At 59.2% G+C, this 25,244-nt stretch carries 24 protein-coding genes and 1 riboswitch; of the genes, 9 read left to right on the forward strand and 15 right to left on the reverse strand.

Features of this window, described 5'->3' with window-relative positions; genetic code table 11:
* The 3 genes from EXN68_RS19095 to EXN68_RS19105 are packed head-to-tail and all read right to left on the reverse strand — an operon-like array spanning window position 1 to window position 2,346.
* Window positions 1–909 (reverse strand): amino acid--[acyl-carrier-protein] ligase, encoded by a 909-nt coding sequence (locus EXN68_RS19095; RefSeq protein WP_142842347.1) that lies wholly within the window; start codon window positions 907–909, stop codon window positions 1–3.
* Window positions 910–913: 4 nt separating this feature from the next.
* Window positions 914–2,095, reverse strand: coding sequence for an acyl-CoA dehydrogenase family protein (locus EXN68_RS19100; RefSeq protein ID WP_142842348.1), 1,182 nt, complete (start codon window positions 2,093–2,095; stop codon window positions 914–916).
* Window positions 2,095–2,346, reverse strand: a complete 252-nt coding sequence (locus EXN68_RS19105; protein WP_003504852.1) for an acyl carrier protein — start codon at window positions 2,344–2,346, stop codon at window positions 2,095–2,097. The genes EXN68_RS19100 and EXN68_RS19105 overlap by 1 nt, the downstream gene beginning before the upstream one ends.
* 182 nt (window positions 2,347–2,528) lie before the next feature.
* Window positions 2,529–2,640: riboswitch (TPP riboswitch) on the forward strand.
* Between the two features lie 92 nt (window positions 2,641–2,732).
* Here EXN68_RS19105 and thiC point away from each other — a divergent pair.
* The 6 genes from thiC (at window position 2,733) to EXN68_RS19135 (ending at window position 7,999) form a co-directional block, all read left to right on the forward strand.
* Window positions 2,733–4,556 (forward strand): phosphomethylpyrimidine synthase ThiC, encoded by a 1,824-nt coding sequence (gene thiC / locus EXN68_RS19110; RefSeq protein ID WP_142842349.1) that lies wholly within the window; start codon window positions 2,733–2,735, stop codon window positions 4,554–4,556.
* Between the two features lies 1 nt (window position 4,557).
* Complete coding sequence (gene thiO / locus EXN68_RS19115; RefSeq protein ID WP_142842350.1) at window positions 4,558–5,562, forward strand: glycine oxidase ThiO; 1,005 nt, start codon at window positions 4,558–4,560, stop codon at window positions 5,560–5,562.
* Window positions 5,531–5,728 carry a sulfur carrier protein ThiS gene (gene thiS / locus EXN68_RS19120; RefSeq protein WP_142842351.1) on the forward strand — a complete coding sequence of 66 codons (198 nt, stop codon included), beginning with the start codon at window positions 5,531–5,533 and terminating at the stop codon, window positions 5,726–5,728. Before thiO ends, thiS begins: the two co-directional genes overlap by 32 nt.
* Before the next feature lie 4 nt (window positions 5,729–5,732).
* Window positions 5,733–6,506, forward strand: coding sequence for a thiazole synthase (locus EXN68_RS19125; RefSeq protein WP_142842352.1), 774 nt, complete (start codon window positions 5,733–5,735; stop codon window positions 6,504–6,506).
* A gap of 89 nt (window positions 6,507–6,595) precedes the next feature.
* Window positions 6,596–7,600, forward strand: coding sequence for a P1 family peptidase (locus EXN68_RS19130; RefSeq protein ID WP_142842353.1), 1,005 nt, complete (start codon window positions 6,596–6,598; stop codon window positions 7,598–7,600).
* Between the two features lie 3 nt (window positions 7,601–7,603).
* Window positions 7,604–7,999, forward strand: a complete 396-nt coding sequence (locus EXN68_RS19135) for a winged helix-turn-helix domain-containing protein (RefSeq protein WP_142842354.1) — start codon at window positions 7,604–7,606, stop codon at window positions 7,997–7,999.
* On the opposite strand, the gene modC is transcribed toward EXN68_RS19135, so the two are convergent.
* The 4 genes from modC to EXN68_RS19155 form a co-directional block, all read right to left on the reverse strand.
* Window positions 7,968–9,044 carry a molybdenum ABC transporter ATP-binding protein gene (gene modC, locus EXN68_RS19140; RefSeq protein ID WP_142842355.1) on the reverse strand — a complete coding sequence of 359 codons (1,077 nt, stop codon included), beginning with the start codon at window positions 9,042–9,044 and terminating at the stop codon, window positions 7,968–7,970. The genes EXN68_RS19135 and modC overlap by 32 nt on opposite strands.
* Window positions 9,041–9,748, reverse strand: coding sequence for a molybdate ABC transporter permease subunit (gene modB, locus EXN68_RS19145; protein ID WP_065116060.1), 708 nt, complete (start codon window positions 9,746–9,748; stop codon window positions 9,041–9,043). The genes modC and modB overlap by 4 nt, the downstream gene beginning before the upstream one ends.
* A gap of 53 nt (window positions 9,749–9,801) precedes the next feature.
* Window positions 9,802–10,593, reverse strand: a complete 792-nt coding sequence (gene modA / locus EXN68_RS19150) for a molybdate ABC transporter substrate-binding protein (RefSeq protein ID WP_142842356.1) — start codon at window positions 10,591–10,593, stop codon at window positions 9,802–9,804.
* 206 nt (window positions 10,594–10,799) lie between these two features.
* Window positions 10,800–12,083, reverse strand: a complete 1,284-nt coding sequence (locus EXN68_RS19155; protein WP_142842357.1) for an NAD(P)/FAD-dependent oxidoreductase — start codon at window positions 12,081–12,083, stop codon at window positions 10,800–10,802.
* Between the two features lie 130 nt (window positions 12,084–12,213).
* On the opposite strand from EXN68_RS19155, the gene EXN68_RS19160 reads away from it, so the two are divergent.
* A complete protein-coding gene (locus EXN68_RS19160) occupies window positions 12,214–13,128 on the forward strand; it encodes a LysR family transcriptional regulator (RefSeq protein ID WP_142842358.1) in 915 nt (304 codons plus the stop codon).
* A 103-nt stretch (window positions 13,129–13,231) separates the two neighbouring features.
* A complete protein-coding gene (locus tag EXN68_RS19165; RefSeq protein ID WP_003521320.1) occupies window positions 13,232–13,468 on the forward strand; it encodes an Lrp/AsnC ligand binding domain-containing protein in 237 nt (78 codons plus the stop codon).
* A 271-nt stretch (window positions 13,469–13,739) separates the two neighbouring features.
* Here EXN68_RS19165 and EXN68_RS19170 read toward each other — a convergent pair whose 3' ends face one another.
* The 3 genes from EXN68_RS19170 to epmA all read right to left on the reverse strand — a co-directional run bounded on the left by EXN68_RS19170 (window position 13,740) and on the right by epmA (window position 16,431).
* Window positions 13,740–13,928, reverse strand: coding sequence for a hypothetical protein (locus EXN68_RS19170; RefSeq protein WP_045019798.1), 189 nt, complete (start codon window positions 13,926–13,928; stop codon window positions 13,740–13,742).
* A gap of 377 nt (window positions 13,929–14,305) precedes the next feature.
* On the reverse strand, window positions 14,306–15,370 hold the full coding sequence (locus EXN68_RS19175; RefSeq protein WP_142842359.1) for a lysine-2,3-aminomutase-like protein: 1,065 nt from the start codon (window positions 15,368–15,370) through the stop codon (window positions 14,306–14,308).
* Complete coding sequence (gene epmA, locus EXN68_RS19180; RefSeq protein ID WP_142842360.1) at window positions 15,367–16,431, reverse strand: EF-P lysine aminoacylase EpmA; 1,065 nt, start codon at window positions 16,429–16,431, stop codon at window positions 15,367–15,369. Before epmA ends, EXN68_RS19175 begins: the two co-directional genes overlap by 4 nt.
* A 250-nt stretch (window positions 16,432–16,681) precedes the next feature.
* Between epmA and efp the strand changes: the two genes are divergently transcribed.
* Entirely contained in the window at window positions 16,682–17,251 is a 570-nt protein-coding gene (gene efp, locus EXN68_RS19185) for an elongation factor P (protein WP_142842361.1), read from the forward strand.
* 112 nt (window positions 17,252–17,363) lie between these two features.
* Here efp and EXN68_RS19190 read toward each other — a convergent pair whose 3' ends face one another.
* The 5 genes from EXN68_RS19190 to EXN68_RS19210 form a co-directional block, all read right to left on the reverse strand.
* The gene (locus tag EXN68_RS19190; protein ID WP_142842362.1) at window positions 17,364–18,806 is read right to left on the reverse strand and encodes an efflux transporter outer membrane subunit; all 1,443 of its coding nucleotides are present in this window, start codon (window positions 18,804–18,806) and stop codon (window positions 17,364–17,366) included.
* 150 nt (window positions 18,807–18,956) lie between these two features.
* Entirely contained in the window at window positions 18,957–22,046 is a 3,090-nt protein-coding gene (locus EXN68_RS19195) for an efflux RND transporter permease subunit (protein ID WP_142842363.1), read from the reverse strand.
* Window positions 22,047–22,099: 53 nt separating this feature from the next.
* A complete protein-coding gene (locus EXN68_RS19200; protein ID WP_142842364.1) occupies window positions 22,100–23,302 on the reverse strand; it encodes an efflux RND transporter periplasmic adaptor subunit in 1,203 nt (400 codons plus the stop codon).
* Between the two features lie 202 nt (window positions 23,303–23,504).
* Entirely contained in the window at window positions 23,505–24,164 is a 660-nt protein-coding gene (locus EXN68_RS19205) for a TetR/AcrR family transcriptional regulator (protein ID WP_142842365.1), read from the reverse strand.
* A gap of 2 nt (window positions 24,165–24,166) precedes the next feature.
* Complete coding sequence (locus EXN68_RS19210) at window positions 24,167–25,117, reverse strand: phosphoribosylaminoimidazolesuccinocarboxamide synthase (RefSeq protein WP_142842366.1); 951 nt, start codon at window positions 25,115–25,117, stop codon at window positions 24,167–24,169.
* Window positions 25,118–25,244: the final 127 nt, after the last annotated feature.

Raw genomic sequence — 25,244 nt, forward strand, 5'->3', positions numbered from 1 at the left:
TCAGCCCCAGAGGGTTTCCACGACCTTTGCAGGCCATTTCTTCACATCCAGACCATGATGCGCAAACAGCGCCAGAGCGATACGCTCAAGGCCGAAACCGACGCAGGCGGTATGGGCGACATCGCCGTTGGCGAGGTTCAGACCCCATTTCTGGCCGAAGGCATCCTGATGGTAGTTGAAGCTCATGCAGGCTGTCGGGTTGGTCGTCGATGTGACCGGGATCAGCAGTTCGAATTTCAGGTTCTGATCGCGCTGGTTGTTGGCGAGCATCTTGCCGGCGCGGCCGAAGAAAGGATCGTTGGCGACATCGATGGTGACGTCGAGGCCGACCGCCTTCATCATCTCGACGCCGCGATCCATCCAGGTCTGGCGGAATTCGGTGACGTCGGACTCTGTGCCCATGCAAACATATTCGCGCATGCGGAAAAGCTGCTGGCGCGCCGGATCCTTGGAGGGTTCGTGGCGGAAGCAATAGGACTGGATGTCATAGAGACCGCCGCCGGCGGGCAGCGCGCCGCGCTTGGCGATCGTCGGATAAAGCGGATAGCAGGCTGCCGGCGTCAGCACGATGTCTGTGGCTTTCTGGTCCTTGGTCCAGTCTTCACCCTCATCCATGCATTTCAGAAGGCTGACATGGTCAAGCTCGCAGCCGCAGAAGGAATGGACCGTGCCGGCCAGCTGCGGAAAGCTTTTCATGTAGCCGCTTTTTTCGAAGTAGGCGCGGTTGATGCCGGGCGGAAAACGGATCGCTTCGGCGCCATCGGCGGCGCCCGTGCGGTCGATCAGCCGCTCGAATGCGGCAATCACGTCCTCGAACTGGCCGCTGCGTCCATAAAGACCGTCCACACCCGTTTCAATCAGCAGGCCTTCTTCGAACAGTCGATCGAGGAACGATGTTTGCATGTCCATGGTCTTATCCCAAGAGGCTGGTGTCCTGCTTGTGAACCAGCAGGAGATTGGCGGAATTGCCGAGAATACGGTCGTTGGAAATCATCAGGCGGGCGGAATGCGCGTCGCGCAGATGCCGGCCGAGGCTGTAGGGCGTGCCGTTCTTGTAGCCCATGATGCCGCAGACCAGCATGGCGTGGTTGATGATCTCGAGAATGGTTTCCGAAGAGCAGATCTTTACATTGTTCATGGCGACAGCAAAAGCCATGGACATCAGCTTTTCGGCATCGCTCTTGGTGTCCTCATAAGCCTTGATGCCGGCAATGATATTGGATTTCACCACCTGCAGCTTGGTGGAGACCTCGGCAAGCCGTATCGCGCCGGGAGGGGCGGTGCCGGGCGATTTGCGGGCCGCGGCTCTGACGAAGGATTGCGCGCGCAGCACCGCGTCGGAGGCGATGCCATACCATACGGCGCTCCACAGGAGATGCGAGCTTGCAAGCATGGATTGTGCAGCGATTTCCGCGAAGGGCTTCGGGAAAATCTGCGCCGCCGGCGCTTCGCCGCGGAACAGGAAGCCGTCCGAACAGGTGCCGCGCATGCCGAGCGTATCCCAGATATGGGTCTTTTCGAGCGTGTACTGGTTTTTCAGGAAAACCGTCATCACCTGATCGGCAGGCGCGGCGTCCTTATGGGCGCGCGAGGTGATGAGGATCGCATCGGCATTACTGCCATAGGAAATGACGGTGGCATCCTTTTCCAGCCGGCAGCTATCGCCATCCACCTCGATCGCGCAGATGGAATTGCGCAGATTGCCGCCAATGCCGCCTTCGGTGGTGGCGGAGCCGAGCAGAAGCTGTTCGCCGGCGATGCGGCGCATGAAGCCCGCATGCCATGCGCTTGCCTCGCCGTGTTCCACCAGGCTGGACAGCTTGATGTGATGCATGGCGAAAATCATCGCAGCTGCCGAACAGGCCTGGCCGATCCGCGCGCAGATATCGGCGATTTGCTGCAGGGATGCGCCTTCACCGCCGAGGGCGGAGGGGACCTGGATGCCCAGCAGGCGTTCCTGCCGCAGCGCATCGACAGCTTCCTGCGGGAAGCGGCCGGTGACATCCACCTCATCCGCATGTTTGGCGGCAATGGTCGCGACACGGCCCGCGCGCGCGGACAGCGTTTCATCCTGCGGCGCTACGGTCACGTTCATCAGGCAGCCTCTTTACCATCCAGGATGAGCTTAACGGTGTCTTCAATGGCCTTGATGCTGGCGAAAGACTTGCGGTTCAGCAGATTGTCGGGAAACTCGATATCGAATGCTTCTTCGATACCCAGCATCAGTTGCACCGATGCAAAGGAAGAAAGGCCTGCCGCATAAAGATCTGCTTCATCTGCAATCGTATCGACGGGGGTGGGAAGCTGGCCGAATTTTGCCAGTATTTCACGAATAGTCGCATTCATTCCGACGTATCTCCAATGAAATTAACATTAGGAAGGTTTGTGCTTATCGTTATGTCGCAAACGATAATATTCACCTAAACCGTTAGGTTAATTACAACTAACGGCAGCATGCGCCATTCCCGCACCTTTGCCAAGCGTTGATCGGCGGCCTTGACAAAAGGCGGCCGGTGTTTTTTCCTGTGGCCATTCACCAGGGGTGTCCCGTCAAGGGGCTGAGATTCTGCTTTCATGCGCAGTGACCCGTTGAACCTGATCCAGTTCATACTGGCGTAGGGACGGTGCAAAAACCTGATGTCGGCTGGCGTGTGCATTGCGCTGTCGGCGGCGGTATTTTCCATCATTCCGGCTCGAACTGGGTCTCCACTGTCAAACTTTGGAGCCTCAAGATGAATATCGCTGCCAAGAATATCCCGCTGTCGGTCACCACCGGGCCGCATGCGGCCTCCACGAAAATCCACAAGCCAGGAATTTTACATCCGCATATCCGCGTGCCGATGCGCGAGATCGCCGTCCACCCGACGGCAGGCGAACCGCCGGTAACGGTTTATGATTCCTCCGGTCCCTATACCGATCCCACGCATCCCGTTCTGATTGAAAAAGGTCTGCCGCGACTGCGTCATGACTGGGTCGTGGCACGTGGTGATGTCGAGGCTTACGAGGGTCGGCACGTCAAGCCGGAGGATAACGGCTTTGCCACCGGCGAGCGCCTGACGCCGGAATTTTCCGTGCGCCACCAGCCACTCAGGGCGACTGCTGGCAAAGCGGTGACACAGCTTGCCTATGCGCGGGCCGGCATCATCACGCCGGAAATGGAATTCATCGCCATCCGCGAAAATCTCGGGCGCGAGGCGGCCAAGGAGAAGCTGGTGCGCGATGGAGAAAGCTTTGGCGCGCATATCCCTGACTACGTGACGGCCGAATTCGTTCGGCAGGAAGTGGCGTCGGGTCGGGCCATCATTCCTGCCAATATCAATCATTCGGAACTTGAGCCGATGATCATCGGCCGCAATTTTCTGGTGAAGATCAACGCCAATATCGGCAATTCCGCCGTCACTTCCTCCATGGCAGAGGAGGTGGAGAAGATGGTCTGGGCGATCCGCTGGGGTGCGGATACCGTCATGGACCTTTCGACCGGGCGCAACATCCACAATATCCGCGAATGGATCATCCGTAATTCGCCGGTGCCGATCGGCACGGTGCCGCTTTATCAGGCGCTGGAGAAGGTCAACGGCATTGCCGAGGATCTGAATTGGGAGGTATTTCGCGACACCCTGATCGAGCAGGCGGAGCAGGGCGTGGATTATTTCACCATCCATGCCGGCGTGCGGCTGCATTACATTCCGCTCACCGTCAACCGTGTTACCGGCATCGTCTCGCGCGGTGGGTCGATCATGGCCAAGTGGTGTCTGCATCATCATCGCGAAAGCTTTCTTTATGAGCATTTCGACGAGATTTGCGACATCTGCCGCGCCTATGACGTTTCCTTCTCGCTGGGCGATGGTCTGCGTCCCGGCTCGATTGCCGATGCCAACGACGCGGCTCAGTTCGCCGAGCTGGAGACGCTGGGCGAGCTGACGCAGATCGCCTGGGCGAAGGACTGCCAGGTGATGATCGAAGGCCCCGGCCATGTGCCGATGCACAAGATCAAGGAAAACATGGACAAGCAGTTGAAGACCTGCGGCGAGGCGCCCTTCTATACGCTTGGGCCGCTGACGACCGATATCGCGCCCGGTTACGACCACATTACGTCAGGCATCGGTGCGGCGATGATCGGCTGGTTCGGCACCGCGATGCTCTGCTACGTCACGCCCAAGGAACATCTCGGCCTGCCTGACCGTAACGACGTGAAGGTCGGTGTCATCACCTACAAGATCGCTGCCCATGCCGCCGACCTTGCCAAGGGCCATCCGGCGGCACAGGTGCGGGATGATGCGCTTTCGCGCGCAAGGTTCGAATTCCGCTGGGAAGATCAGTTCAACCTGTCGCTCGACCCGGATACGGCGCGGTCTTTCCATGATGAGACCCTGCCGAAGGAGGCGCACAAGGTCGCGCATTTCTGCTCCATGTGCGGGCCGAAATTCTGCTCGATGCGGATTTCCCATGATATCCGCGCCGAGGCGCAAAAGGAGGGGCTGGAGGCTATGGCCGCGCGCTTCAAGGAAGGCGGCGAGCTTTATATGCCGCTGCCGACGCCTGCGAATGCCGAATAAAATGCGCGTCCTTGTCAAGGGAACGGGGGTCGCCGGATTGACGGCGGCCTTCGAGCTGGCGCGGAGCGGCGTTATTGTCGAGGTCTCGGAGCGCAATTCCGAGCCTTCGCGCGGGGCGTCGTTCTATGCGGGCGGCATGCTGGCGCCCTGGTGCGAGCGTGAAAGTGCTCAAGAGGCGGTTCTGACGCTCGGTAAGGTGGCGCTTGATTGGTGGGACGAAGCGGCTCCCGGCCTTGTAGTCCGTAACGGCACGCTGGTGGTCGCGCCTGCCCGCGACAAGGCGGAGCTGTCTCGTTTCGCATCGCGGACCAGTGGTTATCGCTGGGTGGCTGAGGGTGAAATCGCTGCTCTGGAGCCTGACCTTGCCGGCCGGTTCCGATCCGGACTTTACTTCCCGGGCGAGGGACATCTCGATCCGCGTCTTGCTTTGAAATCGCTGCATGAGCGGCTTTGCGCCATGGGTGTGCCGTTTCATATGGGCGTTTCGGTGGATGAACAGCGGTTCGACCGGGTGGTGGATTGCACCGGGTCTGCGGCGGTAGGAACGATGTCCAGCCTCCGCGGTGTGCGGGGAGAGATGCTTTATCTCGGCACGCCAGAGATTTCCCTCTCCCGTCCCGTCCGGCTGCTGCATCCGCGCATTCCGCTTTACATCGTGCCGCGTGAGCCCGGCCGTTTCATGGTGGGTGCGACGATGATCGAGACGGAGGATGCCGGAGCGATTTCCGCCCGTTCGATGATGGAATTCCTCAATGCCGCCTATGCCGTGCATCCGGCCTTTGCGGAGGCGGAAATCATCGAGACCGGCACGGGCGTGCGGCCCGCCTATCCCGACAATCTGCCTGATGTCACGCAAGAGGGCCGGACCATCTTCATCAACGGCGCTTACCGGCATGGCTTTCTGCTCTCGCCGGCGATGGCGCAGCATGCGGCCGGGATCGTCTGCCAAACTCTTATTCAAAAGGAACAGGATCATGAAACTTCTGGTGAATGGCGACGAGCTTGATTTTGCCGCCGAGACGCTGGCCGGCCTGCTTGCCAGCCTCGAATATGAGGGCGAGTGGCTGGCGACGGCGGTCAATGGCGATCTGGTGCATTCGGAAGAGCGCGCCGATTATTTGCTGAAAGCGTTCGACCGTGTCGAAATCCTTTCGCCGATGCAGGGAGGTTGAGGCCATGCTGACGCTTTATGGCCGCGAGGTCTCGTCCCGTCTTTTGCTCGGTACGGCGCGTTATCCGTCGCCCGCCGTGCTTGCCCATGCGGTGCGGGCCAGCAATACCGATATTCTGACGATTTCGCTGCGTCGGGAAATGGCGGGCGGCAAGCAAGGCGGTCAGTTCTTCGAGCTGATCCGCGAACTGGACCGCCATATCCTGCCCAATACCGCCGGTTGCCACACCGTGAAGGAAGCGGTGCTGACGGCGAAGATGGCCCGTGAGGTGTTTCGTACGAACTGGATCAAGCTGGAAGTCATCGGTCATCACGATACCTTGCAGCCCGATGTCTTTGCGCTGGTGGAGGCGGCAAAAATCCTCTGCGACGAGGGTTTTGAGGTCTTTCCCTATACGACTGATGATCTTGTCGTGGGCGAAAAGCTGCTGGAGGCCGGCTGCAGGGTGCTGATGCCCTGGTGCGCGCCGATCGGCAGCGCCATGGGACCGCTTAACCTGACGGCACTGAAATCGATGCGGGCGCGGTTTCCCGATGTGCCGCTGATCGTCGATGCCGGTATCGGCCGGCCGTCACATGCGGTGACGGTGATGGAGCTTGGCTATGACGCTGTTTTGCTCAATACGGCGGTTGCCGGGGCACGTGAACCGGTCGGTATGGCGGAGGCTTTTGCCCGTGCGATAGAGGCTGGCCACTTGGCATTTCTGTCCGGGCCGCTGGAACCACGGGATATGGCCGTTCCCTCGACACCTCTTATCGGGACAGCGGTTTTCTCCTGATCGCGGCTTTTGCCAGAGGCGGGGCACGTCACCTTTTTGCGTTGACAGTGCCCGGCCGCGGCGGGATACCGGGAGCAAAGGGGAACGGCATGGCGACACGCAACAATCTTCTCACGGATATCGACGGCGTTTCGGTCGGCAATGTCACCGATCTCTCCCTCGGCTCCGGCGTCACGGCGATTGTTTTCGAAAAGCCTGCCATCGCCTCCGGCTCGGTTCTCGGCGGTGCGCCCGGTGGGCGCGATACTGGCCTGCTCGATCCAGCGATGACGGTTGAAACGGTGGATGCCTTGGTACTTTCCGGCGGTTCGGCCTTCGGGCTGGATGCGGCGGGCGGGGTTCAGGCCGGGTTGCGGAAGATCGGCCGCGGGTTGCAGGTAGGTTCCACCCGCGTGCCCATCGTGCCGCAGGCGATCCTGATGGATCTGCTAAACGGCGGCGACAAGGAGTGGGGATTGCATTCGCCTTATCGCGAGATGGGATATGCGGCCTTCAAGGCGGCAGGCCGCGCGGCGTTTGAACTCGGAACGGTTGGCGCAGGAACGGGCGCGACGACCGCCACCTTCAAGGGTGGCCTCGGTTCGGCCAGCGCCATCAGTTCCGGCGGCTATAAGGTGGCGGCCATCGTCGCGGTCAATGCGCTGGGTTCCGCGACTGTTGGCACAAGCCGTCATTTCTGGTCCGCGCCGTTTGAAATGCAGGGCGAATTCGGCGATTGCGGTTTTCCGGAGCATTTCGAACCGGACCATATCGCGCTGCGGCTCAAGGGGGTCAATCTCACCGCGACGACCATCGGCGCTGTCGTGACCGATGCGACACTTACAAAGGCGCAGGCGCATCGCCTCTCCATCATGGCGCATGACGGGCTGGCGCGTGCGGTTCTGCCCGCCCATTTGCCGAGCGACGGCGACACCATGTTCGCGGCTGCGACCGGCGACAAACCGCTTGAAGGCGGCGTTCATTTTGCCGAACTCTGCTATCTCGCCACAATCGTGATGGCGCGGGCGGTGGCGCGCGGTGTCCATGCGGCGACGGCGCTGCCGGTAGCGGGCGCACAAAAGGCCTATCGCGATCTTCATGGGCAGGACCGTTGAGCGATGAACGAAACAAGAGTACCGCTGAAACCCGTCCTTCGCATTGACTTCCCCCCTGGGGAGCGCCTGGGCCACGGAAAGATCGAGTTGATGGAGCTGATTGTTGAGACAGGCTCGATCTCGGCCGCCGGGCGGGCAATGGATATGTCCTATCGCCGCGCATGGCTGCTGGTCGATGCGCTGAACCATATGTTCAGGCAGCCGGTGATCGAATCGCAGCGCGGCGGCAAGCAGGGTGGCGGGGCGGCGCTGACTGCCTTCGGCACGGAACTGCTTGAGCGCTATCGCGGCATGGAAAGGCGGATGACCGAGGTCTTGCGTCAGGATATTGAGTGGCTGGAGGCCAACCGCAATCCCGAGGATGTCGTCAATAGGGATCGAGAGCCGCCGATTTTATGATCGCATGTATCGGTTTGCCGGGCTCCAGTTGCAGGCGTTCTCGCGAGAGATCGGTGATGCGCGACTGGATGATATCGCCACCGCAATCCACCTGAACCGTCACCATGCCGTCCTCGCTGACCGAGATATCTGCGATATGGCCTTCGAGAATGTTGAGCGCGCTGAGGCCTTCGGGCTTCACCAAAGCCAGCATGACATCGCGAGCCGGTATCAGCACCCGTGCAGGGTCGCCGGGTGCTCCTATTCTTGCCGGAACCTGAAGCAGTGCTGTGCTGAGCCTTACGGCGGCAAGCCCGTGCCGTGCATCGAAGCTTTCGATGTGTCCCGACAGAATGCTGCCCGCTTCCCGTCGCTCCAGATGGCTGCTGAAATCGGGTCTCCCCAGCACATCGGCCGCATTTCCCTGCGCCTCCACCTTGCCGTCTTTCATCACCACGATGCGGTCGGCAAGGCGGGCGACTTCCTGGATGGAATGGCTGACATAGACGATCGGAATTCTCGTCTCGTCGCGCAGCCGTTCGAGGTAGGGAATGATCTCGGCCTTGCGCTGTTCATCCAGCGAGGCGAGCGGTTCGTCCATCAGCAACAGTCTAGGGGAAGAAAGCAAGGCGCGGCCGATGGCAACGCGCTGTTTTTCGCCGCCTGAGAGTTTGTTCGGACGGCGCTGCAAGAGATGGCCGATGCCGAGCATGTCGACGATACGGTCATCCTGTACGACCTTCGTTTTGTCCGAGGTGAACCATCTGCCATAATTCAGGTTTTGCGCCACGCTGAGATGCGGGAAGAGCCGCGCCTCCTGAAAGACATAACCAAAACGGCGTCTGTGGGCCGGCAGGAACAGCCGGTTTCCGCTATCGGCCAGTACTTCGCCGTCGAGCGAGACTTTTCCTTCATCCGGCCGCAGCAGGCCGGCAATGATGCGGATCATCGATGTCTTGCCGGAGCCGGAGCGCCCGAAGAGTGCGGTCACGCCACCTTCGGAGGCAAATGACGCGTCAAGTTCGAAGGAGCCGAGGCGGTGGTGAGTTGAGACTGAAAGCGTCATTCCATGCTCACCCGTTTGCCAATGATGCGGGCCAGAAACTCCGAGACGAGCAAGGCGAGCATGGAAATCACGACGGAAACGATGGTCAGCCGCAATGCACCTGCGTCGCCGCCGGGCACCTGCGTGAAGGTGTAGATGGCGGCGGAAAGCGTCTGGGTCTCGCCCGGAATGTTTGAAACGAAGGTAATGGTCGCGCCGAATTCGCCCATGGCCTTGGCAAAAGCGAGGATCATGCCGGCGATGATGCCGGGGAGCGTCAGGGGGAGCGTGACGGTGAGGAACACCCAGAACGGGCTTGCCCCCAGGGTACCCGCTGCCTCTTCCAGCTTGCGGTCCACCGCCTCAATGGAAAGGCGGATGGAGCGCACCATCAGCGGAAAGGCCATGACGGCGCAGGCGAGCGCTGCACCGGTCCAGCGGAAGGAAAAGACGATGCCGAAATAAGTATCGAGAAATTGCCCGATCGCGCCCCTGCGGCCGAAGAGAACGAGCAGCAGAAAGCCGGTGACGACGGGTGGCAGAATGAGTGGCAGGTGGACGATGCCGTTCAGCAGCGACTTGCCCCAGAAGCGGCCGCGGGCCAGCGCCACGGCCACCGCAATGCCAAAGGGCAGGCTGGCAAGCATGGCGATGGAGGACACCCACAGGCTGAGCCTGATAGCCGTCCATTCTTCAGGGCTGAGTGTCCACCAATGCAATGCCATATCCTGCAATCGTCAAGTTTCATGGCCCACCGGGAGGTGGGCCTGAGACAAGCTTATTTCAAAACGGTAAAGCCTTGCTTTTCGAAGAAGGGCGTTGCCTTGGCCGACTTCAGGAAGTCCAGATAGGCCTTTGCTGCCGGGGACTTTGCTTCTGAGAGAATGGCGACCGGGTAGATGATCGGCGGGTGGCTGTCTTCCGGGAAGGTGCCGACAATCGTTACGCCCGGATCGGCGGCGGCGTCGGTCTGGTAAACGATACCGTAGGGTGCTTCACCGCGCGAGACGAGCAGCAGGGCTGCACGCACGCTTTCAGCGCCGGCGACTTTCTTTTCAACCGAAGACCAGGCGCCGAGCTTTTCCAGAGCGGCCTTGCCGTATTTGCCGGCGGGAACGGAATCGACCGCGCCCATGGCCAGACGGCCTTCACCCACGAGAGCAGCAAGATCGAAGCCCTGCTTGATATCGACCGGCTTTGCCTTGTCTGCGGGAGCGACGAGAACGATGCGATTGCCGAGAAGATTGGAGCGGCTGTCAGCATTGATCAGCTTCTTTTCGGCGACATAGTCCATCCATGCAAGGTCAGCGGAAATGAAGATATCCGCCGGCGCGCCCTGCTCGATCTGCTTGGCGAGCGCGGAGCTTGCGGCATAAGAAACGGTCGCTTCGTTGCCGCTTTCCTTTGCCCATTCGGAATTGATGGCGTCGAGCGCGTTTTTCATGCTCGCGGCAGCAAAGACCGTAACTTTTTCGGCGGCATGGGCCGGAACACCCACAAAGGAAGCTGCCACCCAGAAGGAGGTGGCGGCGGCAATGGTTTTGAAGAAGCTGCGACGCAAAAGTCTCATGGTCTGTTACCCCCGTTTCGAGATATTCTGGTGAATATATCGATAGGCCTATAGGGCAATCATTATATTTTCAAGAATATATCGATGGGTTGGGAAAAAGGCCGCAGCTTTGGCTGGCGCGGTCAGTGAAAAAAGTTCGAAAACTTGTCATTCGTCATGTTCTCACCTGTGCCCGACATCGCAGGCATAACTGCCCGCATATCCGATCAGAAACGTTCGCCGGCGAAATGGGCGATCTGTGCGCCCGCTTCGTAGTAAGCTTCCTTCACCGCACGGAAAGCCTGTGCCTTGGGTTCCGTTATCGGCAGGGGCAGGTCGCTTTCGGTTATGTCACCCAGAATATGCTGTGCAATTACCTTACCGAAGGCGGTGCCGGGCGCGATACCGCGGCCATTATAGCCTGAAAAGCCGACGACGTTGTCTGCGAATTTGTGAAGGCGCGGCACGGCATTGTCGGTCATGCCGATCTGGCCATACCATTCACATTCGAATTCCGTATCCCCGAGCTGCGGGAAGAGCCGCTTCAGCGAGCGTTTCGCCCAGGCCCGGTGAATGGCGCCGCCGGTGCCACGCAGGGCGCCGACACTGCCGAACACCAGTCGGCCGGCCTTGTCCATGCGGAAGGATGAGAGGATTTCCTTCGTATCCCAACAGCCCTCACGGCCCGGCAAAATGCTTTTTTTAAGGTTGTCGCCGAGCGGTTTCGTGGCGAAGTTGAAATAGGGCAGGTAGGTCTGTTCGTCACGGACAATCTGCCACGGGCCGGTGCTATAGGCTTCGGTGGCCACGACGATCCAGTTGGCGGTTACCGATCCCTGCTGCGTCTTCACCACCCATTGTCCACCGCTGCGTTCGGTCGCCACCACGGGGCTTGCGGTGTGCAGCCTTGCACCTGCATTTTGTGCGGCGATGGCGAGACCACGAACATAGGCAAGCGGCTGGATCGTGCCGGCGCGGGTGTCCAGAAGAGAACCGGAATAAGCCGTGCTGCCGATGCGCCTTGCCGTTTCATCGGCATCGAGAACACGCACGGGCGCGCCCCTCGCAGCCCATTGTTCACAACGCTCGCGAATTTCGGTGAGGCCTTTCTCGCCGACGGCGCAATGTAAGGTGCCGTTTTTTTCGATCTCGCAGGGAATCTCGTGTTTTTCCACCAGTGTGCGGACGAGCAGCGGCGCATCGCCTAAAAGGCCGAGAAGACGTTCCCCATAAACCTCGCCCAGTACACCCGGCAATTCCCTGGGCATGACCCACATGCCGCCATTGATGAGGCCGACATTACGGCCTGCGCCGCCGAAGCCGATTTCCTTAGCCTCGAGAAGGACGACGTCCACGCCTCTTTCAGCAAGATGCAGGGCGGCGGATTGCCCGGTGAAACCGCCACCGACAATGACGACATCGGCAACCGTCGAGCCCTGCAAGGCGGGCGTTACGGGCGGATGCGGCGCGGTCTTTTCCCAGAGGCCGTGCGAGCGGGGGTCGTTGTACATCGTTCCACCATATTCCGGGCCAGTTCATTTGTTTTTCGTATGAGTGACAAGCCCTTGTTTATGAGACTTTACAAGCGGTCGCGCCTGTTGAATATCGACATATCGTCAAGAGTTCATTCCGGGAGGGAATATGGTTCTGCCGCCGCGCCGTTTTCTGCCATCGCTTTCGCTGCTGGCGGCCTTCGAAGCCGCTTCGCGGGCGGGGAGCGTTACCGCTGCGGCGAGGGAACTCGGCCTGACGCAGGGCGCGGTCAGCCGGCAAATCCTGGCGCTGGAAGAACAACTTGGCGTGGCGCTGTTTGTTCGCGAGCGGCAGACGATCCGGCTGACAAGGGCGGGGGAGGGTTATGCGCGGGAAATTCGCGAAGCCCTGCGGCGCATATCGACCGCTTCGCTTAATCTGCGCGCCAACCCGGATGGCGGCACGCTCAATCTCGGTGTTCTGCCCAGCTTCGGCACACGCTGGCTCGTGCCGCGCCTTCCCGATTTCATCGCCCGGCATCCGGGTGTTTCGGTCAATCTTCTGACGCGGTCGTCGCTGTTCGATTTTCGGACCGATACCGTCGACGCGGCGATTCATTTCGGTCTGCCACACTGGCCGGGCACCGAGCTGGTTTTCCTGATGCATGAAAAGGTCGTTCCGGTATGCAGCCCGGCCTTCAGGGAGCGCCATGAACTTTCAAGGCCGGGCGATCTGTTGCAGGTACCGCTGCTGCATATGACGTCACGGCCGGATGCCTGGGAACAATGGTTTCGCGGCCATGATGTGCGTTTTGACAATGTGCACGGCATGCTCTTCGATCAGTTCACCACCATTGCCGAAGCTGCAGGTGCGGGGCTCGGCGTATCGCTCATTCCCTCCTTCATGATCGAGGAGGAGTTGCGAAGTGGGCGTCTGGTTGCGGCTGTTGCGGGGGAAGTGGAAAGCGAAGAGGCCTATTACCTTGCCTGCATGCCTGATCGCGCCGGTTATGCGCCGCTTGAGAGCTTCCGGCGCTGGATCGTTGCCGAGGCGGCAATTGGGCCGGGAGCGTTTTCGGCGTAAACCGGCGGGCGGTCTTGCAAGTCTGCTGCGGCTCAGCCAATAGTGCGCCATGACGCGTGGCGCCAGATGCCACACACCGAAAGTTCCAATACGGGAGATGTCCGTGAAGCCCATTTTTGTTCAGCTTCAATGTGAGCCCGGCAAGACCTATGATGTCGCCGACGCCATCTATAAAACCGAACTGGTTTCCGAGCTTTATTCCACCAGTGGCGAATATGATCTGCTGCTGAAAATCTATCTTCCGCAGGAAGAGGATATTGGCAAGTTCATCAACCAGAACATCGTCAATATTCCAGGAATCGTCCGCTCGCTGACGACGCTGACCTTCACCGCGTTCTGACGCGGATAAGCATTCATGCATTGATATCATCGCTGTGAAGGCGGTGGTCGGGCTTCCCGGGGGTGCCCGCCGCTTCATCGAAGCTAGATGTGTGTTTTTTACGGGAAGGCCTTATCGGGGCTTTTCAGATCAGCGGGCGGGTGTGTTTTGATACACCCTGCAGCAAACTGTCATGCAAAATAAAAACGCGCCATCGGCCCGCAATTTGGGGTCCGATATTTGGCGCGCTTTGGTTTTGACGGTTCTGTGAGCAGGCGATGGTTTTCCGGCATCAGGCCGCGGCCAGATTCCGGTTGCGCACGAGATCACGGATTGCGATCCGCACGTCATCGGCACTGTCGAACTTCTGTTCGTCCAGATCGTGAACGTGGAACTTCACCGCGATGAACTTCAACCGGTCGTTGTCCGGTATGACGATGCCGACGGGTTCGCCAGCGAATTCAATAACTTGCTTTTGCATAGATATACTCCCGCTGTGGCTAATTCACAGCATGTTGTCGAACTGAATTTCAGGAAATTGAGACCGTTAAGTCACATTCGACAGCAGCGGGAACACGTGGATTTAAATCCAGCATTCCAGGACACAAGACCAAGGATTGCGTTAATGTTGATATATTTTGACATGACACACTCCCTGTAATTGGTGTTGGTCCGGAATCAGGAGACTCGTTCTCCAGTTAGACACTGATAATCCAGACCTGTACGAAAATCAATGCTGATTGTTATAGGTAGAATATTTTTCTTTATGATGACAGGAGAGGGGCGGAATTGTGAAATTTTTGTTTTCGTTGGGGGCCGCCCGCAAAAGCCCGGCACAGAGGGCTTTTTATGTTTTTTTTAATTGCTGCCAGCCGTCCGCGGCGGGTAAATATGATCGTTTCCGTTGAAATCGGATATGGAATAACAGCCATCGCGGGTTTTTTCGGCCGCATTTGAGCCAATTGCCGCCTTGCCGTGGCCTCCGGGTATGTCGAGAACATAGGTCGGCTGGCAGAGACCGGAGAGATTTCCCCGCAGAGCGGAAACGATTCGCTGGCCGTCTTCGATCGTCAGCCGGAAATGGCTGGTGCCGGGCGCAAGATCTGGATGGTGCAGGTAATAGGGCTTGATGCGGGTCTCAACGAAGGCGCGCATAAGCTCGGCCAGAGTTGCCGGGTCGTCATTGACACCCTTCAGAAGAACCGTCTGGCTGACCATGGCTACGCCGGCATCAATCAGCCGCGCGCAGGCGCTTCTGGCTTCGTCGCCAAGTTCGCGTGCGTGATTGGCGTGCAGAGCCACATAGGTGGTCTTGCCGCTGGCTTTCAGGGCTTCGATCAGCGGCCCGTCGATGCGCTCAGGATCGACGACCGGCACGCGGGTATGAAAACGAACGATCTTCACATGCGGTATGTCTTTTAACCGCTTCATCAGATCGGACAGGCGTCGCGCCGAGAGCACCAGCGGATCGCCGCCGGTGAGGATCACCTCCCAGATGGCCGGGTTGGCTTTTATGTAGTCGAATGCGGTGTCCAGCTCCTCCGGGCTCATCATGCCGTTGCCCTGCGGGCCGACCATTTCGCGACGGAAACAGAAACGGCAATAGACGGGGCAGACATGCACTGCCTTTAAAAGAACCCGGTCGGGATAACGGTGAACGATGCCATGCACGGGGCTATGGGCATCGTCACCGATCGGATCGTCCCGTTCTTCGGGAAGGTGGTTAAGTTCGGCCGTATCCGGCACGAATTGCCGGGCAATGGGATCCTGTGGGTCGCGGCTGTCGATGAGGTCGGCAATCGGTGGCGTGATCGCCAGCGCGTAACGCTGCGTCACCGCGCGCAGGCTTTCCAGCGCGCTCGCCTCGATCAGCCCTGCTTCGACAAGCGCTTCCGGTGTCTTGATGGTTTCAAGCCTTGTCATCGTCCATATTCCGCAACGGGTGCCCACATGACGAGATCGATGCGGGGAGCGCCGGTTGCCAGCATTACCAGCCGGTCAAAACCGAGCGCGATGCCGCTGGCCTGCGGCATGATGGCGAGAGCCGCCAGAAAATCCTCGTCCAGCGGATAGGTCTCGCCATAGACCCGCTGCTTCTCGGCCATTTCCATTTCGAAGCGCCGTCTTTGCTCTGCAGCGTCGGTCAATTCACCGAAGGCATTGGCAAGTTCCACGCCGCAGGCATAAAGCTCGAAACGTTCCGCCACCCGCGCATCTTTCGCGGACTTGCGGGCAAGGGCTGCTTCACTGGTTGGGTATTCATCGAGAATGGTGGCGCGACCGAAACCCAGTTCCGGCTCCACCCGCTCGACGATGACGCGGCTGAACATATCCGCCCAGGTGTCATCTTCGGCGACGCGGATACCGGCATTGGTAAGGCTGGCGGCGAGGTGCCGCTCGTCTGTCTCACCGTTTCGGCTGATGGTGGCCAGAAGGTCTATCCCCGCATAACGCTCGAAGGCCTCGGCGACGCTCAGGCGTTCGGGCTCCAGAAACGGATCGACACTGCGGCCACGATAGGTGAAGTTTTTTGTGCCGGTGGTTTCAGCGGCCAGTGCCAGAAGATCGGCGCTGTCCTTCATCAGGCTCTCATAGGTTTCACCGACCCGATACCATTCCAGCATGGTGAATTCCGGGTGGTGCAGGGGGCCTCTTTCCCGGTTCCTGTAAACATGGGCGAAACAGGAAATACGTTTTTCACCGGCCGCGAGCAGCTTCTTGCAGGCGAATTCCGGCGAGGTATGGAGATAGAGCGGTACGGCATCGCCGCCCGGCGTCAGGCCCTCAGTGGCAAAGGCGTGCAGGTGGGCCTCGTTACCGGGGGAAATCTGCAGGGTGGCGGTATCGACCTCGAGAAAATCGGCGCGGGCAAAGTGGCTGCGAAATGCCGACTGGATCGCGTTGCGGCCAATGAGAAAAGCGCGGCGGTCGGCATGGACGTCGGGCGTCCACCAGGGCGACATTGTCTCGTTGCTTGCACGCATCTTCTCTTCTTTTCCGTCTTCTCTGCGGCGCCTGTTGCGGATAAACGGCCCGCAAAACGCCTGATCGCGTCATTTAAAGCAATTCCGGGCGGAAAACCGCTAGGCACTCTTCCGCGAATTGCTGTAGAAGGCTGGCAATTCGCGCGGATTTAAGGTAGTTGCGCCCCAGAAAAAAGACAAAATGTCTGCCGGGGCCGGTGCTGCCGCGCAGTCCTTTACGACGCATTTCATCGAGTTACAAGGAAGTCATATGGTCAAGGTTATCGCCTCATCCGTCCGCAAGGGCAATGTTCTCGACGTGGACGGCAAGCTTTACGTCGTTCTTACCGCGCAGAACTTTCACCCCGGCAAGGGCACGCCGGTTACGCAGGTGGACATGCGCCGCATCGTTGATGGCACGAAGGTCTCCGAGCGTTGGCGCACCACCGAACAGGTCGAGCGCGCTTTCGTCGAAGACCTGAACTTCCAGTTCCTTTATGAAGACGGCGAAGGCTTCCACTTCATGAACCCGGAAAACTATGACCAGGTCGTGGTTGATGTCGAGACGATGGGTGACCAGAAGGCATACCTGCAGGAAGGCATGACCTGCGTTCTTTCCATCCACGAAGGCAACCCGCTGGCTGTTGAACTGCCGCGCCACGTGACGCTGGAAATCATGGAGACGGAACCGGTTGTGAAGGGCCAGACGGCTTCTTCGTCCTACAAGCCGGCAATCCTTTCCAACGGCATCCGTACGATGGTTCCGCCGCATATCGATGCCGGCATCCGCGTCGTCATCGCCACGGAAGACAATTCCTACGTTGAGCGTGCCAAGAACTGAGCCTGGTGACGGGTTAACAAAAAGCACCGGGTGACCGGTGCTTTTTTTATGTCTGGAACAATAAAAAAGCCGCGTCGAAACGCGGGCTTTTTCGTTTGCCTCGTGGCGTGTCTTACATGGCCTTCGCCGCGGTCCGGGTCGGGCCGGCTGCTTTCTTCGGGGCTGGCTGGCCAACGGCATAACCGCCGCCGAGCGCCACGTTCAGCGACACGTAGTCCTGTGCAGTCGTCTGGATCGCCGTGGCAAGGTTTGCCTGCGCATCCGAGACAGAGCGCTGAGCATCCAGAACATCGAGCAGGGACGATGCGCCATCACGATAGCTGGCGGTGGAGAGCTGCAGCGCTTCCTGGTAGGAGGCGACGGTCTTTCTCAGCGCATCGACGGTACGCTGGTCGCGATTGACGGCGGCCAGGGCGTTCTCGACTTCTTCCACCGCGTTAAGAACGGTCGATTTCCAGACGAGATATTGTTCGCGCGCCTGCGAGTTGGCGATGTCGACGTTGGCGCGCAGTCGGCCACCATCAAGGATCGGAAGAGTGAGGCTCGGACCGAAGGACCAGCTATTGGCCGTTCCTCTACCGCCGCCGCTCAGGAAATTGTAGCTCGGGGTGATCGCGCCACCAAGCTCGATGCTCGGATAAAGTTGAGCCTCGGTTACACCGATCGTGGCGACAGCAGCGGCAAGGTTGCGTTCGGCGACGCGAATGTCCGGACGGTTGCGGATCAGGTCGGCCGGGATACCGGTGCGGGGAATCGCGCGCGCAACAGGCTGGCGTGCGCCCTTCTGCAGTTCGGTAATAAGCGATGAGGCCGGCATGCCGAGCAGGGTCGCGATGCGATGCGCGGCCTTGCGGAAGCTGGTTTCAAGGCCGGGGATCTGTGACAGCGTGGAATTGACCAGACCTTCGGACTGGACGACGTCAAGACGCGAGGCCGCACCGGCCTCGAGCTGCAACTTGGTCAGATCAAGCGTTTCGCGGCGGGAAGACAGGTTCTGACGGGCAATCGCCAGACGCTCCTGATAATAGCGCACGTCGATATAGGCTGCGGCCACTGACGAAATCAGTGTCAGGCGCTGAACATCAACGGTAGAATAAGCGGCATCGAGCGACGCATTGGCGCTTTCCGTTGCACGGCGGTAGCGGCCGAAGAGATCGAGGAACCAGGAAACGCTGAGGCCGCCGTTGGACACGTTGGTGACGGGAACGTCACGGTAGCTGCCCTTGGTTCCGCTGGTCGTGTGGCTGCCACTGCCCGTCAGGCTTGGCAGGCCGCCGGCGCCTTCCACGATCACCTGGGCCTGCGCCTGATTGATACGTTCGATCGCCTGCATCACGGTCAGGTTCTGCGCCAGGCCGGTGGAAACGTAACCGTTCAGGCGGCCGTCGTTGAAGGCAGTCCACCATGCAACGCTGCTGATGTCGCCATTACTGGTTTTTCCGGCTTCCGCAAACTTTCCCGGCAATTGAACTTCCGGCGTCTTGTGGTCGGGTCCAACAACGCAGCCTGAGAGCAGCAGCATTGTCAGGGGAAGAGTAGCGCGAATAGACAGCATATAATTTTCCCAATTCTCTAGGTTGGCTTACCGAGCGCGGCTTGCTGACAAATGGGCTGCGCGGTCGATATGCCGTAGAAACGTGCATTTGCCAAATCGGCAACATTTCTAGCAGCGTATTAACGGTTGGCACAGCCCATTTTTGTTTTGTTAACGCCTTGAAAGGCGACGAATGATGACGAAAAAGGACGGAACGAAGAAAATTCCGAGCAGTGTTGCAGAAAGCATACCACCCAGCACCCCGATACCGATTGCATTTTGCGCCGCGGAACCTGCCCCGGTTGCAATGGCGAGAGGTACGACACCGAGGATAAAGGCGAGCGACGTCATGATGATCGGACGCAGGCGCAGCTTCGCAGCCTCCAGTGTCGCCTCCAGCAAAGTTAAGCCGTGCTCCTGCCTTTCCTTGGCGAATTCGACGATCAGGATCGCGTTTTTCGCCGCAAGGCCGATGGTCGTCAGCAGGCCCACCTTGAAGTAGACGTCGTTCGACTGGCCGAAGAAATGTGCTGCGGTCAATGCGCCAAGCACACCCACCGGCACGGCCATGATGACCGAGAAGGGGATGGACCAGCTTTCATAAAGCGCGGCAAGGCAAAGGAATACGATGAGCACCGACAGCGCGTAAAGCATGGGCGCCTGCGAACCGGACAGACGTTCCTGGTAGGAAATGCCCTGCCACGCCACGGTGTAGCCGCCCGGCAGGCTTGCCGTCAGCCGCTCCATCTCGTCCATGGCGTCACCGGAGGCGACACCCGTCCCGGCGGTACCTTCAAGCGAGATTGCGCCCGTACCATTGTAGCGTGCCAGAGACGGCGGCGCGTTGATCCACTTCACCTCGCTGAAGGAGGAGAAGGGCACCATTTCGCCGTTGGTGTTGCGGGCATACCAGAACTTGAGGTCGTCCGGCTGCATGCGATAGGGCGCGTCGCTCTGGACATAGACGGGCTTGAGTTCGCCGTTGAGCGTGAAGTCATTGACATCCCGGCCGGCAAAGATCGTCGTCAGCATGAGATTCACGGAGGCAAGATCGACGCCCATGGCTCCCATCTTTTCCTGATCGAGAATGATCTTCATCTGCGTTTCATTGTCCTGGCTGTCGCTTCGAAGCGAACTGATCTTCGGATTGCCGGTGGCAAGCGCGATCAGTTCCTTGGATGAGGCAGTCAGGGCGTCAGTGCCGTTGCGGCCGCTATCCACGAGATACATCGAGAAACCGCTCGATGTACCCATGCCCTGAATTGCTGGCGGCAGAAGCGGGAAGACCTGCGCATCGCGGAAACCGAAGAAGGTGCCCATGGCGCGCTGCACGATGGCGGCAGCGTGCTGATCGGGCGCGGTTCGTTCGCCGAAATCCTTGAGCTTGGTGAAGACGATTGCGTTGTTCTGACCCGAGCCGCTGAAGCTGAAGCCAAGCACGCCGAAAACCGATTCGACATTGGCGGCTTCTTTTTCGCGGAAGTAGCTCTCGACCTGCTTCACCACCTCGTTGGTGCGTTCAATGTTCGAACCGGTCGGCGTCTGAATGATCGTCAGAAGCACGCCCTGGTCTTCCTGTGGCAGGAACGAGCTTGGCAGCTTGCTGAAGAACCAGGCGCAGCCGCCAATGACGATTGCAAAGAGGATCATCACGCGCAGGGGGCGTTTCAGCAGGTAGCCGATGGAGGAAACATAGCCGTCCGTCGTCTTGCCGAAGCCGCGGTTGAACCACGCGCCCGGTCCGCGCTGCTTTTTATGGTGGTCGATGGGCTTTAGCATCGTGGCGCAGAGCGCCGGCGTCAGAACGATGGCGACCACCGCTGAAAGCAGCATGGCTGAAACGATGGTGATCGAGAACTGACGATAGATGATGCCAGTCGATCCGCCGAAGAAGGCCATCGGAATGAACACGGCCGTCAATACAAGCGCGATGCCGATGATCGCGCCGGTGATTTCACCCATCGATTTTTCGGTTGCCTCGACCGGCGACAGGCCTTCTTCCGACATGATGCGCTCGACGTTTTCAACAACGACGATGGCGTCATCGACGAGAAGGCCGATGGCCAGAACCATGGCGAACATGGTGAGGGTGTTGATGGAATATCCCGTCAGCGCAAGGATGCCGAAGGTGCCGAGAAGCACGACGGGCACGGCAATCATCGGAATGAAGGTGGCTCTGAGGTTTTGCAGGAACACCAGAAGCACGACGAAGACGAGGATGATCGCTTCGATCAGCGTATGCACCACTTTCTCGATCGAAAGCTTCACGAAGGGTGTCGTGTCGTAGGGATATTCGATCGAAACGCCTTCGGGCAGCGAACCCTCGACGGCCGAGAGCGCCGACTTTACGCGCGCCGCCGTATCGAGCGCGTTCGCACCCGTGGCAAGATTGACCGCGAAACCGGCAGAAGGCCGGCCGTTGGAGCGGGAATCGCCGCCATAGGTTTCCTGGCCGATCTCGATGCGAGCCACGTCGCTGAGGCGGACGGTCGAGCCATCCTTTTCGACTTTCAGGATCACCGATTCGAAATCGGCGACCGTGGTGAGCTGGCTCTGCGCCGTTACCGTCACGTTGAGCTGCTGACCCTTGACGGCAGGCACCGCGCCGAGCGAGCCGACCGAAACCTGCGTGTTCTGGCTTTGGATGGCGCCGGTGACGTCGGCCGTGGTCAGCTGATATTTGTTGAGCTTGAACGGATCCAGCCAGATGCGCATCGCATATTCGGAGCCGAAGACGTTGATGCTGCCCACACCTTCCAGACGCTTGATCTGGTCTTCGACGCGTGAGGAGAACACGTCGCCGAGATCGGCTGAATTGCGCTTGCCGTCGGTCGAGATCAGCGCCCCCACCATCAGGATGCTCGATGTGGAGCGGCTGACCTGGATACCCTGCTGCTGCACGGTATCAGGCAACTGCGACTGGACGAGCTGCAGCTTGTTCTGCACCTGAACCTGCGCGATGTCAGGCATGATGCTGTTACCGAAGGTCAGTGTCACTTCGGCGCTGCCGGTGGAGGAAGACGACGTCATATAGGTGAGGTCGTCGAGGCCGGTCATGCCGTCCTCGATGATCGTCGTCACTGATTTTTCGACTGTTTCGGCGCTGGCGCCGTTATAGGTCGCGCTGACGCGCACCGTCGTCGGTGCAATATCGGGATATTGCGAGATGGAGAGCGTCGCGATTGCCAACGCGCCGCCCAGCATGATGACGATGGCGATAACCCATGCAAAAACGGGGCGCCGGATGAAGAAATGGGCCATGGCAGTCCTGCCTTACCTTTTACGAGCTTCGACCGAGGGTTTCGTGCTCATGCTTATTTCGAGGGGGCGGCGGCAGGCGGAGCTTGCTGCGGCAGAACAACGATACCGCGATCGTCGATGGTTACTTCCACCGGCGCGACAGTTGCGCCGTCGGCAATCCACTGGAAGCCGTCCACGATGAGCTTGTCGCCATCCTTGACGTTTTCCATCACCAGCCAGGCGTTGTTGGATTGCTGGCTGGACGGGAAGGTGCGGGTCTCCACCTTGTTTTCCGCCGAGACGAACTTTGCGGTCAGTTCGCCATTGGCGTTGCGGCTTGCCGCGCGCTGAGGAATGCGGAAGCCCTTCTCCTTGCCGATGGTCAGCGTGGCGCGAACATAGGTGCCGGGAAGCAGAAGATCATCCGGATTGTCGAAGAGGGCGCGAATGGAGAAAGTGCCGGTTGTTTCGCTCACCGCCATGTCCGACATGTCGATCTTGCCGTCATGTTTGTATTCGGTGCCGTCTTCCAGCGTCAGATGAATGCCGGTTTCCTTGGTGTCGCCGCCGAGTTGGCCCGACGAAATCGCATTTTTCAGACGCAGAAGATTGATGCTGGATTCCATCAGATCGATATAGATCGGATCGATGCGGCGCAGCGTCGTCAAAGCCGTCGTCTGGTTTGCCGTCACCACGTTGCCGATGCTGAAAGCGGTGGCGCTGGTGATGCCATCGAAAGGCGCGCGAACCTTGGTGAGATCGAGATTGATTTCAGCCGTTTCCAGCGCCGCCTTGGTCTGGGCCACGTCGGCCTGTGCCTGCAGCAGCGTAACCTTGGCGTTTTCATATTCGATCTGCGTTGCGCCGCTGTTGACCAGCCGTTCGTAGCGGGCAAGGTTCGCCTCGGCGCTTGGAACACTGGCTTCGGCCTTCGCCACGCTTGCCTTGGCCTGCGCCACTTCGGCCAGATAGGTGTTGTCTTCGATCTGGTAGAGAACGTCGCCCTGCTTGACTTCGCTGCCTTCCTTGAAGGGAATTTCGCGGATGATGCCTGTAACGCGCGGACGGATCTCGGCTGTCTGGAACGCGCTGGCGCGACCGGGAAGCACTGTTGTCAGAGGATATTCGCTGCTCTTCATCAGGATGATGCTGACCGGAGACGGCGGACGCTCGGCACCCTGACCGGCGGTCTGGCTGCTCTCGCCGCCATCGCTGCATCCTGCGAGGACCGCGGTTACACACAAAGAAGCAAATAGGGGTAAAATACGTCGGCTCATTGTTCTTCCCTGCGTATCGGTCGCATTCAACTATAAGCGCAATGTCGCTCGGCGGATGCGCGCCCGGGAGGAACGGTTAAGACGGGAAAGGCCTTTTTGGGGGCCTTCGTCATCACATTCATTCCGGACCGCCACGCGCATAGAAGCGCAGGCTTAGGCGCTTCGCAAGCAATTGCGAGAAGGTGACGTAAATAGGGAATCGTCACTTAGCAAGCGGATTGCGCAATCCGGCGTCGACTAAATCGACGAGTTGGTCACAACGTGTTGCTAAATTGCCGATATCTTCCCGGGCAAGGAGGACGGGATGTATGACGCTGGTCAGCGCGTGGAGCACGGTTTCCGCCAGACTGGGAATGTTGGTGGCGGTGTAGGTTCCCGTCTCGACGCCGTCCTCAATGATCTCAGCCAGCAATTTCACGATGACGGATTTGTAGTAATCTCCGCACTTCATGTCCTGCTTGGCGGTCATCAGGATCATTTCGAAGACATAGGGATTTTTATTGAGATCCTGGTGGTGCTGTTCCATGAGGTTGCGCGCGAGGTGACGCAGCCTCTCAAGCGGTGGATGGCTTTTGTCGAGTGGACAGATCTGCCGTTCGAAAGCGCCTATCTGTTCGAAGCCGAGGGCATCGACCAGGGCATTCTTCGAGCTGAAATTCTTGAAGACATTGGCAGGTGACATGCCAAGCGCTGCAGCGATATCGGCAATCGCCACGGCATTAAAACCGCGCTCGCGGAAAAGTTCTTCGGCTTTGGCAAGAATGTCCCGCCGGGTTTCCTCAGCGGAACGGCGGGGCCGGCGTTTGACAGGACGATCGCTCTTCCTGTCCACCTTTCTCGCCTGTTCTATCGTTTTGCTCACGGTCAGACTCCGGGGAAGAAGGGCTCCAGATTCCGGCGTACTCTTGCAAGCGGCGTCTCACCGCTATCGTCGGGAACGAAACTCTGTCCGGTGATGCGTTCGTAAGCATCAATATAGACCTTCGAGGTCTGCAAGACGAGGTCCTGCGGAATCTCGGGAACCTCGTCCTTATAGGGGTCGCAACGTTCGGCAACCCAGGCCCTGACGAAATCCTTGTCGAAGCTCGCCGGCCGGGTGCCGTTGCGGAAGCTGTCCTCATAGCTGTCGGCCATCCAGTAGCGGCTGCTATCCGGCGTGTGGATTTCGTCGGCCAGAATGATCTTGCCGTTTTCATCCGTCCCGAATTCATATTTTGTGTCGACGAGAATGAGGCCCTGCCTCGCGGCAATCTCCTGCCCGCGCTTGAACAGCGCCAGCGCATAATGGGACAGCGTGTCCCATTGCTCCTGTGTCAGAAGTTTCTTCTCGACGATCTCTGCCGGTGTCAGCGGCTCGTCATGGCCGCCATCGAAGGCCTTGCTTGTCGGCGTGATCACCGGTTCGGGTAAAATCTGATTGTCCTTCATTCCGTCCGGCAGGCTCATGCCATACATCTGCCGCTCACCCTTCTTATAAAGGGTCAGGATCGATGTGCCGGTGGTGCCGGCCAGATAACCGCGAACCACGACCTCGACCGGCAATATGTCCAGTCTCTTGCCGATGACGACATTCGGATCGGGATAACTCACCACGTGATTAGGGCAAATATCCTTCGTCAGCTCGAACCAGTAGCGCGCCGTCTGGGTCAATACCTGTCCCTTATAAGGAACGCATGTGAGTATCCGGTCGAAGGCGCTCAGGCGATCGGTGGATATGATGATGCGGTTGCCGTCAGGCAGATCATAGTTTTCCCGCACCTTGCCACGGTAATAATTCGGCAGCTCGGGAATGACGGCTTCATCGAGAATGCGCACGGGTTCTCCAATTCTTGGCTTTATGGGGGGCTTTGGGCGCCCAGTCTTTCTGAAACTCTTGTCCGTTCCTATGGCATGTTTCCCGGAACAGGACCAGTCGCTACAGAAAGGCGGCCCTTTCCGGCAT

The organism is Martinezella rhizogenes, assembly GCF_007002745.1.
GTDB lineage: Bacteria > Pseudomonadota > Alphaproteobacteria > Rhizobiales > Rhizobiaceae > Agrobacterium > Agrobacterium cucumeris.

Excerpts from the sequence above, each read along its gene's own strand:
- EXN68_RS19135 (WP_142842354.1), top strand. The coding sequence starts at position 7,604 with ATGAACGAAACAAGAGTACCGCTGAAACCCGTCCTTCGCATTGACTTC.
- modA (WP_142842356.1), bottom strand. The coding sequence starts at position 10,593 with ATGAGACTTTTGCGTCGCAGCTTCTTCAAAACCATTGCCGCCGCCACC.
- EXN68_RS19200 (WP_142842364.1), bottom strand. The coding sequence starts at position 23,302 with ATGAGCCGACGTATTTTACCCCTATTTGCTTCTTTGTGTGTAACCGCG.
- thiO (WP_142842350.1), top strand. The coding sequence starts at position 4,558 with ATGCGCGTCCTTGTCAAGGGAACGGGGGTCGCCGGATTGACGGCGGCC.
- thiC (WP_142842349.1), top strand. The coding sequence starts at position 2,733 with ATGAATATCGCTGCCAAGAATATCCCGCTGTCGGTCACCACCGGGCCG.
- epmA (WP_142842360.1), bottom strand. The coding sequence starts at position 16,431 with ATGCGTGCAAGCAACGAGACAATGTCGCCCTGGTGGACGCCCGACGTC.
- EXN68_RS19130 (WP_142842353.1), top strand. The coding sequence starts at position 6,596 with ATGGCGACACGCAACAATCTTCTCACGGATATCGACGGCGTTTCGGTC.
- modB (WP_065116060.1), bottom strand. The coding sequence starts at position 9,748 with ATGGCATTGCATTGGTGGACACTCAGCCCTGAAGAATGGACGGCTATC.
- efp (WP_142842361.1), top strand. The coding sequence starts at position 16,682 with ATGGTCAAGGTTATCGCCTCATCCGTCCGCAAGGGCAATGTTCTCGAC.
- EXN68_RS19100 (WP_142842348.1), bottom strand. The coding sequence starts at position 2,095 with ATGAACGTGACCGTAGCGCCGCAGGATGAAACGCTGTCCGCGCGCGCG.
- EXN68_RS19125 (WP_142842352.1), top strand. The coding sequence starts at position 5,733 with ATGCTGACGCTTTATGGCCGCGAGGTCTCGTCCCGTCTTTTGCTCGGT.
- EXN68_RS19190 (WP_142842362.1), bottom strand. The coding sequence starts at position 18,806 with ATGCTGTCTATTCGCGCTACTCTTCCCCTGACAATGCTGCTGCTCTCA.
- EXN68_RS19105 (WP_003504852.1), bottom strand. The coding sequence starts at position 2,346 with ATGAATGCGACTATTCGTGAAATACTGGCAAAATTCGGCCAGCTTCCC.
- EXN68_RS19095 (WP_142842347.1), bottom strand. The coding sequence starts at position 909 with ATGGACATGCAAACATCGTTCCTCGATCGACTGTTCGAAGAAGGCCTG.
- EXN68_RS19170 (WP_045019798.1), bottom strand. The coding sequence starts at position 13,928 with ATGCAAAAGCAAGTTATTGAATTCGCTGGCGAACCCGTCGGCATCGTC.
- modC (WP_142842355.1), bottom strand. The coding sequence starts at position 9,044 with ATGACGCTTTCAGTCTCAACTCACCACCGCCTCGGCTCCTTCGAACTT.
- EXN68_RS19160 (WP_142842358.1), top strand. The coding sequence starts at position 12,214 with ATGGTTCTGCCGCCGCGCCGTTTTCTGCCATCGCTTTCGCTGCTGGCG.
- EXN68_RS19155 (WP_142842357.1), bottom strand. The coding sequence starts at position 12,083 with ATGTACAACGACCCCCGCTCGCACGGCCTCTGGGAAAAGACCGCGCCG.
- thiS (WP_142842351.1), top strand. The coding sequence starts at position 5,531 with ATGAAACTTCTGGTGAATGGCGACGAGCTTGATTTTGCCGCCGAGACG.
- EXN68_RS19195 (WP_142842363.1), bottom strand. The coding sequence starts at position 22,046 with ATGGCCCATTTCTTCATCCGGCGCCCCGTTTTTGCATGGGTTATCGCC.
- EXN68_RS19175 (WP_142842359.1), bottom strand. The coding sequence starts at position 15,370 with ATGACAAGGCTTGAAACCATCAAGACACCGGAAGCGCTTGTCGAAGCA.